This is a genomic window from Nocardioides sp. (assembly GCF_004803405.1).
Taxonomy (GTDB): domain Bacteria; phylum Actinomycetota; class Actinomycetes; order Propionibacteriales; family Nocardioidaceae; genus Nocardioides; species Nocardioides vastitatis.
Window position 1 is genome coordinate 1 of the sequence record NZ_SSXI01000225.1, and the last position, 8,877, is coordinate 8,877.

Sequence of the window (8,877 nt, forward strand, 5' to 3'; positions counted from 1 at the left end):
CGGCGGCAGCTCGGGGCGGGTGCTCATCGGGCGCAGCCACGCCAGGAGCTCCTCGAGCAGCGGCCGCTCGAGCGGGTCCGGGTCGAGCGCCGCGGCCAGCACCTCGGCCATCGGTCTCTCGACGGCCGACAGGTCGTGCTGCCCGCGTCGCGTGCGATCCATGATCGCCATCGCCGGGCCGCGGCCGTAGGGGGCGTGGCCGATCGCAGCGTAGGCGACCGTCGCCGCCCAGGCGTGCACGTCGGCGGCCGGGGTCGCCTCGTCGCCGTACAGGATCTCGGGCGCGAGATAGCCGGGGGTGCCCAGCAGCCAGCCGGTGTGCGTGAGCCGGGCGTCGTCGGCCACCCGCGCGAGTCCGAAGTCGATCAGGATCGGCGTCCGCCCCTCCATCAAGACGTTGCCGGGCTTGACGTCGCGGTGCAGGACGCCGACGGCGTGGACCGCGGCGAGGCCCTCGGCGAGGCAGCCGGCCAGCCAGTGCAGGTCGCCCCCGCTGATCGGTCCCTCCTGCAGGACGTGGTCGTGCAGCGAGAGGCCGGGCACGTAGCGGGTGACGACGTACGGCACGTCGGCCCACGGGTCGGCGGCGATCATCTCGGCGACCCAGGCGCTGCGGATCCGGGTGAGCGAGCTGACCTCCCGGGCGAGCCGGGCGCGCGCCTCCTCGTCACCGACGATGTGCGGCCGCAGCACCTTGAGGGCGACCCGTCGCCCGTCGGGGCCCTGCGCGAGGTGGACGATGCCCATCCCACCCTCGCCGAGCCGCGTCAGCAGCGCGTAGTCGCCCACCCGGGTGGGCGGGCCGCTGTCAGGGCGCATCGTCACGGATCGAGGCTACCCGCGGCGGAGGCCGCTCACGCGTCTCCGGCGGCCGTTGCGCCGGGCGCGTCGAGCCGGGCGATCAGCTTCTTCGGCGCGAGCAACCGGTAGGAGGCGTCCACCAGCTCCCGGATCTCCCCCCAGTCCACCCCTGGCTCGGCCAGGTCGATCGCCCGCCAGCCGTACGCTCCGTAGTAGGCCGGGACGAAGAACCGCGGGTCCGCGTCGAGCGCCGATCGGTCGACCGCGTCGGGCATGAAGATCAGGGCGCTCGGCACCTGCCGGCGCTCCCCCGGCCGCCGCTCCCGGCGTCCGTCGCTTCGCTCCGTGGCGACCGGCGCCACCGACCCACCGAAGGCGACGAAGATCCTGCCCGCCCGGAACGTCGGCCGGCCGTGCGAGATCCGCTCCCCCGCCCCGGGGAGGGCGAGGCAGATCTGCCGCAGCTCGGCCAGGCCGGGGTCGTCCTCGCTGAACGCAATCGGGTGCGGCACGAGGTCAGTGAACCATTGCACGCCGCCCGTCGCATTGCCACGATGAGGCATGGCATCGGTCGTCCGGCTCGACGACACCACGCTGGAGGTCCTCGATCTCGGGTCCGGTGAGCCCGTGCTCCTCATCCAGACCGGCCTCACCGCCGACGAGCTCCTTCCCGTCGCCCGCGATCCCGCCGTCAATGGGTTCCGCCGACTCGTCCAGCACCGCCGTGGCTACGCGAGAAGCGGACCGGCGGTGGCGCCCGCTTCGGTGGCGCGGGACGCCGCCGACTGCATCGCCCTGCTCGATGCGTGCGGCATCGCCGAGGCGCACGTCCTCGGCTACTCCTACTCCGGAGCCGTCGCGCTCGACCTGGCCTCGATGCACCCCTCGCGGGTCACGAGCCTCGCCGTCGTCGAGCCGCCACCCCTCATCGCCGCCTATCGCGACGACTTCCGGGCAGTGAACCACGCGCTGCTCGCCCTGCGGCGGGAGGCGGGCGTGGACGCGGCGCTGGAGATCTTCTGGGACATGCTGTCGACCCCAGCCTGGTGGGCGGCGCTCGAGCCGCAGGTGCCGGACGCCCGTTCCCAGATGCGCCAGGACGCCGCGACGTTCTTCGACGGTGACCTGCCGGCGCTCCTCGCGTGGGAGTTCGGGGACGAGGACGCGGCACGGGTCTCCTGCCCGGTCCTCCACGTCGGGGGCGACGCGAGCGGCCCCTGGTGGGCGGCGGTCCGCGAGCAGGTGCTCGCCTGGTTCCCCGACGCTGCGGATCTCGTCGTGCGGGATGCCGACCACGGGCTGATGGTCACCCATTCAGCCGAGGTCGCCGCGGGCCTCGCTGCGTTCTGGGGCGCGCCAGGCTGACGCGCGGCAGCAGGGCAGGTGCCGCGGGCGGCCGCTGCAACGGCGGCGCCGAGGACCGGCCCGCGCGATCAGGAGATCTGGCGCATCCAGCCGAACGTGTCCTCGGCGCGGCCGAACTGCACGTCCACCAGCGCCTGCCGGATCCGCATCGTCAGGTCCGTGCTCGCCGGGGCGGGCACCTCGCCGTCAGCCCACTTCAGCGAACCGACCGGCGTCACCACGGCGGCCGTGCCGCATGCGAAGACCTCGGTGATCCGGCCGCTGGTGACGCCCTCGCGCCACTCGTCGATGTCGAACTTCCGCTCGGTGACCTGGTGGCCCATCTTGCCGGCGAGCTCGATGATCGAGCTGCGCGTGATGCCCTCGAGGATCGTGCCGGTCGCCGGCGTGACGATCGAGCCGTCGTCGAACACGAAGTACAGGTTCATCCCGCCGAGCTCCTCGACGTACCTGCCGTCCTGGGCGTCGAGGAAGACCACCTGGTCGCAGCCGTTGGCCGTCGCCTCCTGCTGGGCGACGAGCGAGCTGGCGTAGTTGCCGCCGGTCTTCGCCGCGCCCATGCCGCCGCGCCCGGCGCGGGTGTACTCCTCGGTGAGCCACAGCGTCACCGGCTTGATGCCGCCCTTGAAGTAGGAGCCGGCGGGGCTGGTGATGACCATGAACGTCACGTGCTCGGCGGGCCGCACGCCGAGGAAGCTCTCGGAGGCGAACATGAAGGGCCGGATGTACAGGCTCTTCTCACCGTCGCCGTGGTTGTCGGGGACCCAGCGGGCGTCGACCTTGACCAGCTCCTCGACGGCCGACAGGAAGTCGGGCACCTCGAGGACGGGCAGTGCGAGGCGGTGGCTGGAGCGCTTCATGCGCTCGGCGTTGGCCTCCGGGCGGAAGGCCCAGATCGAGCCGTCGTCGTGCCGGTAGGCCTTCATCCCCTCGAAGATCTCCTGCGCGTAGTGCAGGACAGCTGCGGCGGGGTCGAGGGTGATCGGTGCGTACGGCGTGATGCGCGCGTCGTACCAACCCCTCTCCGGGGTCCACTCGACGGTGAACATGTGGTCGGAGAAGTTCACGCCGAAGCCCGGGTTGGCCAGGATCTCTGACAGCCGGGCGTCATCGGTCGGGTTCGCAGAAAGCGAGGTAGTGATCTGCATGGCTAAGAATCTAGTCCTCGGGGGTCGCGGGTGGGAGTGGGGGCAGCGCCCGCGCCTCGAGGTTGCCGGGCGCGGTCAGCCGGCTACTCGCGCGGCGATCGCGTCGCCGACCTCCGGCGTACGACGCGCCTGGTCGGGCGTGCGCTCGGCGAGGTCGGCGAGCACCGCCGCCTCGATCTTCGCGGCCGCGTCGGGGTGGCCGAGGTGGTCGAGCAGGAGCGCGCCGGAGAGGATCGCCGCGGTCGGGTCGGCGACCTGCTGACCGGCGATGTCGGGTGCCGAGCCGTGGACCGGCTCGAACATCGAGGGCGCGGTCCGGTCGGGGTTCACGTTGCCGGAGGCGGCCAGGCCGATGCCGCCGGTGATCGCGGCGGCGAGGTCGGTGACGATGTCGCCGAAGAGGTTGTCGGTGACGATCACGTCGAACCGCTGCGGGTCGGTGGTCAGGTAGATCATCACCGCGTCGATGTGGCTGTAGTCGGTCGTGACGTCGGGGAACTCCGCAGCGATCTCCTCGAACAGCCGCCACCAGACGGCGCCGGCGTTCACCAGCACGTTGGTCTTGTGGACCAGGGTGAGCTTCTTGCGCGGGCGCTTGCGGGCGCGCGCGAACGCGTCGCGGATGACCCGCTCCACGCCGAAGGCCGTGTTGACCGACACCTCGGTGGCGACCTCCGCCGGCGTGCCGACGCGGAGCGCCCCACCGTTGCCGGTGTAGGGCCCCTCGGTGCCCTCGCGGACCACGACGAAGTCGATCTCGCCCTTCCCGAGGACCGCCTCGGACAGCGGGGACGCCGCGCCCGGGAACAGGCGGGAGGGACGGAGGTTGACGTAGTGGTCGAGCTCGAAGCGCAGCCTGAGCAGCAGCCCGCGCTCGAGGATGCCCGGGGGCAGGTTCGGGTCGTTGGGCTTGCCGCCGACCGCTCCGAGCAGGATCGCGTCCTGCCCGCGGATCTCCTCCAGCACCGCGTCGGGCAGCACCTCGCCGGTCGCGAGGTACCGCTCCGCGCCGAGGTCGTACGTCGTCCGCTCGAACTTCAGGTCGGCGGGCGCAGCGACCTCCAGCACCTTGAGTGCCTCGGCGGTGACCTCGGGGCCGATCCCGTCACCGGGGACGACGGCGAGGTTGACGGCGCCGGAGGTGGCCGGGACGGCTGCGGAGGAGGAGTCGTTCATGGAGGCAGACCTTAGTTGTCGTCCGGTCGCCGGTCGTCGCCGTCTCGCAGGTCAACCGCGAACAGCGCGATTTTGTCGGCGCTCGCGCGGCGCAGCGGATGGTCGGGATCGTGTTTGGCCGGACCCCATTCGGTGGCGTCGGCGTGGGTGGGGCGGGAGCTGGCGGTGGTGAACATGGCAGTGGTCTCCAGATGGCTGTGCGAGGGCGAACGGTGCCGGAATGGCCCTGGCCTCTCCCACCGCGGCGGGTGGGCGTCAGCTCGTGGGTCTCACGCGAGTCGACTGCGTCGGGACGGCGGATCGCGCCTGCTGGTCACAGCGCCGATCGGTAGGCCCGCCGCGGTGCGTCGAGGAGATGCGCCGGGGCCGATGGATCAGTGAGGGCCCACGCGGTGGGAACGCCGCAGTCACCGCGGCGAGGTGGCCTCTCTCAGGCCTCGCCGCGGCGCACGATTACGAGAAGAGCGCTCCGCATGGTGGGCCGAGCATACGTCGGCCAGGACCTGCTGTCAGGAGGTTTCCCACCATGCGGGCGTGTTCGGCATCCGAGATCGGGGTCACAACATCTGAGACGGCGGATGGGACACTGGGTCCCATGAGCGCGCCCCCCGAGCTTCCCGACGTGGTCCACCGCGCGTTCGACGTCTCCCGCCGCGCGGGCTACGTCTCCTTCTGCCGCAACGAGACCGGCCGGCTCCTCGCCATGCTCGCGGCCACGCGCGGCGGCACGATGGCGGAGTTCGGCACCGGCTGCGGCGTGGGCACCGCGTGGCTGCGATCGGGAGTTCGCAACGACGACGCGCGCATCCTCACCGCGGAGCTCGACCCGAAGCTCGCCTCCGCCGCGGCTGAGATCTTCACCGACGACCCGCTCGTCGACGTCCTCGCCGCGGACTGGGCGACGCTCACCGACAAAGGCCCGTTCTCGCTGCTGTTCCTGGACTCCGGGCAGCCGAGCGAGGTCGGCGTCGACGCGATCGCCGACCTGGTCGAGCCCGGCGGGATCGTGGTGCTCGACGACTTCGTCCCGTGCGAGATGTGGCCGCCGATCACCGGAGGCCGGGTGGACACCCTGCGCGAGGAGTGGCTGACCGACGAGCGGTTCACCACCGTCGAGGTGATGGTCGCCTCCGACGCGTCGACGCTGATCGCCACCCGCCGCTGACCTCCCGACGCCGCTGACAGACGTCTCCGACGCCGCGCGTCACACCTCGCCGGGGGTCGCCTTGCGTACGACGAGCCGCGTCCACGCACCCAGGTAGAGCCGATCGTCCGCGCGGATCTCGTGCTTCTCCCCCGGGTCGATCGGGTCCTCGGGGAGCGGGCCGACCGATGACCCGACGTACGTCCCGTTGGACGACCCCAGGTCCTCCACCCACCAGCGGCTGCCGTCGGTGGTCAGCTGGCAGTGGCGGCGGCTGATGCCGTTGTCGGTGCCGAGGTCGATGTCAGGGTGGATGCCGCGGCTGCGGGAGGTGCGGCCGACGAGGATCGACCTGGACTTCAGCGGTACGACGGTGGGCACCCCTGCGGAGGGGAGCCGGTCGGTCGACTCCTGCTCGGCGTACCAGTCGGGATCGATCCAGATCTCCGCCACCCACGGCTCCGTCAGGGGTGGCGCGATCGAGCCGCCGTCCGCACTCGCCGGGTCGCCGGGTCGCACGGTCGGCGTTCCGCCACCGGGGGTGAGGTCAAGCACCGACTCGATCGGGGGCGAGGTGACCGGCCGCGGCATCGAGCCGGTGGTGAAGTCGTAGCCGCACGCCTCGCAGAACAGCGCGTTGGCCGGGTTGACCGCCTGGCAGTTCGGGCAGGTCCCGGAGTCCGCGTCCGAGTCTGCCTCGGTGTCGCCGGCGGGCTCCTCCTGCGTTCCGGGCGCCGTCTGCGCTGCCGGCGCAGCGCCGCCGTCGGCGGGGATCGGCAGGCCGCAGACGTCGCAGTAGTCGGCAGCGCTGGACTCGTGCCCGGACGGACAGAGGATCACGAGATCCACCGCCGCTCACGCTGCGGTACTGCACCGCCGGGGTCCGGCAGCCTCCGCACTCGGCTCGGCCTGGCTGCGCGGGGAGTCCTCTGGCTCACGGGGTGGGCTCCTTGCGGATCCGCGTCGTCTTCGTCGACGCGGTGTCGAGGGCCATCTCGTCGGCCTTGTCGACCGCGCGCTTGAGCCGGACGGTGCCGTCCTTCTCGCTCTCGACGTCGACGACCTTCCGCAGCTTGCTGGTCGCCTCGTCGTTGCCGGTCTCGGCGGCCAGCTGTACGGCACGTCCGAGCTTCGTCGTGGCGGTCGCCTCGTCCCCAGCGGCCTTCGCGGCGAGACCCTCCTGGATCATCTGCGCCAGCTCGGTCTGCCCGGTGTAGTGGGCCACCTGCTTGTCGATGCGGGCCGTCAGCTCGGAGTTGCTGGACCACGTCGCCTTGACCAGCGCCTGGGTGACCACGTCGTCGCCGAGGGCGAGCTGCACGCGCGCAGCGAGCTGCTCCTGGCCGACCGCCTTGGCCGGGACCCGCACGGCGACGTGGTAGTCACGCGACTCGTCGGACCAGGCCCCTGTCGGGTACTCGCCGGTCAGCGGGTTCACCGGGGTCCGCCGGCTGGTGAGGTCCTCGACCGTGGGGGCCACCTGCCGCACGAACAGCACCTCTGCGCCCTGGGGGCTCCAGACACGCAGCTTCGCGTCGGCGACGCCGCGGGACATCGCGGTGCGCATGATCTCCTGGAACTGGGCCCGCATCTGGTCGGGCCTCGGGATGATGTCGACGGTGCCGAGCAGTGCCTGGGCGATCCGTCGGATCTCGGCGACCTGCCAGTCGGTGCCCGCGCCGCGGCAGTCCGCCTGGTAGTAGCCGGTGGCGCGGTTGATGGCCTCGTCGAGCCGTCCTGGCCGCTCGCGGTTCTCCCCGTCGGTCAGCAGCAGCACGTGCCGCTGGGTGACCTCGGGCACCGAGGCGAAGAGCTGGCCGGCGAGGTCGAGCCAGGTGCTGATCGCCGTACCACCGCTGCCGACGAAGCGGCCGATGGCCGCCGACGCGTCGTGGCGCGCAGCGGCGTCCATCCGGGTCATGCCGGGTCCGCTCGACACCGGCGGATAGGCGAGCATCGCGCGGTCGGCACCGGCCACGATCGCGAACCAGGTGCCGTCGACGATCTCGGCGAGGGCCGCCTGCGCGGCGTCCTTGGCGGCCGCCATGGTCGCCGGTCCCATCGAGCCGGAGGTGTCGACGACGATGATCTCGCCGGCCTCGCCGGCACCGGACTGGCCGGCGGTTCCAGCGCCCTTGCAGGTGATGGTGACGATCGCGTTGACGTCGGTCCCGCCGTCGGGCAGGAACTCGTTCTGGTAGACGGCGGCAGTGAACTCAGCCATCGCTCTGCCCTCCTCCTGCTGGGGTGGTGTGGGTGGCATTCTGCCCGACGTCGTTCGGCGCGACGTCGACCCGGGCGAGGGCTGCGGTGATGTTGTCGTGACCGCCCGCCGCGTTCGCGAAGTCGACGAGCGCCAGCGCCAGAGGGGCGGGGTCGGTCAGCCCGCTCGCCCGGATCTGCTCCTGGAGCGCCTCCGGCTCGGACGCGTAGTTCCACAGGCCGTCGGAGCAGGCGAGCAGCCAGCCCGGCTCGGTGACCTCGATGCTGCCGACGCTCGGCAGGATGTCCTCCGCGTCGCGCCCGAGCCACTTGGTGATCGCGTGCGCGTGCTGACCGGTCTCCGCGACCTCCTTCGCGACGCCGGAGGCGATCTGGTCCTGTGCGACGGAGTCGTCGACGGTGAGCTGGACGCCGGGTCCGGCGTCCGGCAGCCAGTAGCACCGCGAGTCACCGAGGTTCGCGTGGCTCACCCGCGATCCCTCGAGCACCGCCACCGTGAACGTGGCGGAGGCCGGGTTCGTGGAGTCGGGATCGGTCACCGCGACGATCGCGGTGTTGGCCGCCGCCACGGCGTCCGCGAGGACCTTGGCCACCGCGGAGTCCCGGCTGTCAGGGGTGCCCATGCCCGAGGGGAGCGGTGTCCGCAGCACCTCCCGAGCGGCGCGGGCGCCGGCGAGCGAGGCAACGTCGGAGTCGACGGAGTTGGAGACGCCGTCGAGCACCACGAGCACGGCACGCGATCCGGGGTGGGGGCTGGCGAGCAGCGCCATCGCGTCCTCGTTGCGGCTTTTGCCCACGCCCTTGTCGCACACGCCCGCGACCCAGGACGACGGCTGCTCGCGGAAGTGGTCGCGCTCGCTCGGTGCCTTCGTGCCGCACTCGGTGCAGTAGAGGTCCGGGCCGACCTCTCCCCCGCACTCGGCACACGGGCGCCGGCCGGCCGCGGGCGGATCCGGCAGTGCGCTGGCCGGCTTGCGGGTCGGTGCGCTGATCGGTGCGTCCCCCAGCGGGTGGTCGTCC

The 8,877-nt window shown here is 72.3% G+C and carries 10 protein-coding genes; 2 read left to right on the forward strand and 8 right to left on the reverse strand.

Annotated elements, in window-relative coordinates:
- Together E7Z54_RS15105 and E7Z54_RS15110 are read right to left on the reverse strand one after the other, a co-directional pair.
- Nucleotides 1-819 (reverse strand): serine/threonine-protein kinase (locus E7Z54_RS15105; protein ID WP_240769708.1); only part of this gene is annotated, 819 nt, incomplete at its 3' end.
- A 35-nt stretch (nucleotides 820-854) separates the two neighbouring features.
- Entirely contained in the window at nucleotides 855-1,313 is a 459-nt protein-coding gene (locus tag E7Z54_RS15110; protein ID WP_136435039.1) for an MmcQ/YjbR family DNA-binding protein, read from the reverse strand.
- A gap of 49 nt (nucleotides 1,314-1,362) precedes the next feature.
- Here E7Z54_RS15110 and E7Z54_RS15115 point away from each other — a divergent pair, with 49 nt between their 5' ends.
- Complete coding sequence (locus E7Z54_RS15115; protein WP_136435041.1) at nucleotides 1,363-2,166, forward strand: alpha/beta fold hydrolase; 804 nt, start codon at nucleotides 1,363-1,365, stop codon at nucleotides 2,164-2,166.
- Between the two features lie 68 nt (nucleotides 2,167-2,234).
- Here E7Z54_RS15115 and E7Z54_RS15120 read toward each other — a convergent pair whose 3' ends face one another.
- The 3 genes from E7Z54_RS15120 to E7Z54_RS23355 all read right to left on the reverse strand — a co-directional run bounded on the left by E7Z54_RS15120 (nucleotide 2,235) and on the right by E7Z54_RS23355 (nucleotide 4,666).
- Nucleotides 2,235-3,314 carry a branched-chain amino acid aminotransferase gene (locus E7Z54_RS15120; RefSeq protein ID WP_136435042.1) on the reverse strand — a complete coding sequence of 360 codons (1,080 nt, stop codon included), beginning with the start codon at nucleotides 3,312-3,314 and terminating at the stop codon, nucleotides 2,235-2,237.
- A gap of 75 nt (nucleotides 3,315-3,389) precedes the next feature.
- Nucleotides 3,390-4,490, reverse strand: coding sequence for a 3-isopropylmalate dehydrogenase (locus E7Z54_RS15125; RefSeq protein WP_136435044.1), 1,101 nt, complete (start codon nucleotides 4,488-4,490; stop codon nucleotides 3,390-3,392).
- An 11-nt stretch (nucleotides 4,491-4,501) separates the two neighbouring features.
- The gene (locus E7Z54_RS23355) at nucleotides 4,502-4,666 is read right to left on the reverse strand and encodes a hypothetical protein (protein WP_168798350.1); all 165 of its coding nucleotides are present in this window, start codon (nucleotides 4,664-4,666) and stop codon (nucleotides 4,502-4,504) included.
- Nucleotides 4,667-5,085: 419 nt separating this feature from the next.
- On the opposite strand from E7Z54_RS23355, the gene E7Z54_RS15130 reads away from it, so the two are divergent.
- A complete protein-coding gene (locus E7Z54_RS15130) occupies nucleotides 5,086-5,655 on the forward strand; it encodes an O-methyltransferase (RefSeq protein WP_136435046.1) in 570 nt (189 codons plus the stop codon).
- A gap of 39 nt (nucleotides 5,656-5,694) precedes the next feature.
- On the opposite strand, the gene E7Z54_RS15135 is transcribed toward E7Z54_RS15130, so the two are convergent.
- From E7Z54_RS15135 to E7Z54_RS15145, 3 genes are all read right to left on the reverse strand, one after another.
- A complete protein-coding gene (locus tag E7Z54_RS15135) occupies nucleotides 5,695-6,483 on the reverse strand; it encodes an FHA domain-containing protein (protein WP_240769707.1) in 789 nt (262 codons plus the stop codon).
- Between the two features lie 85 nt (nucleotides 6,484-6,568).
- Complete coding sequence (locus E7Z54_RS15140; protein ID WP_136435048.1) at nucleotides 6,569-7,858, reverse strand: vWA domain-containing protein; 1,290 nt, start codon at nucleotides 7,856-7,858, stop codon at nucleotides 6,569-6,571.
- Nucleotides 7,851-8,877: PP2C family protein-serine/threonine phosphatase (locus E7Z54_RS15145; protein ID WP_136435050.1), on the reverse strand; the 1,027-nt coding region annotated here is incomplete at its 5' end. The genes E7Z54_RS15145 and E7Z54_RS15140, both read right to left, overlap by 8 nt.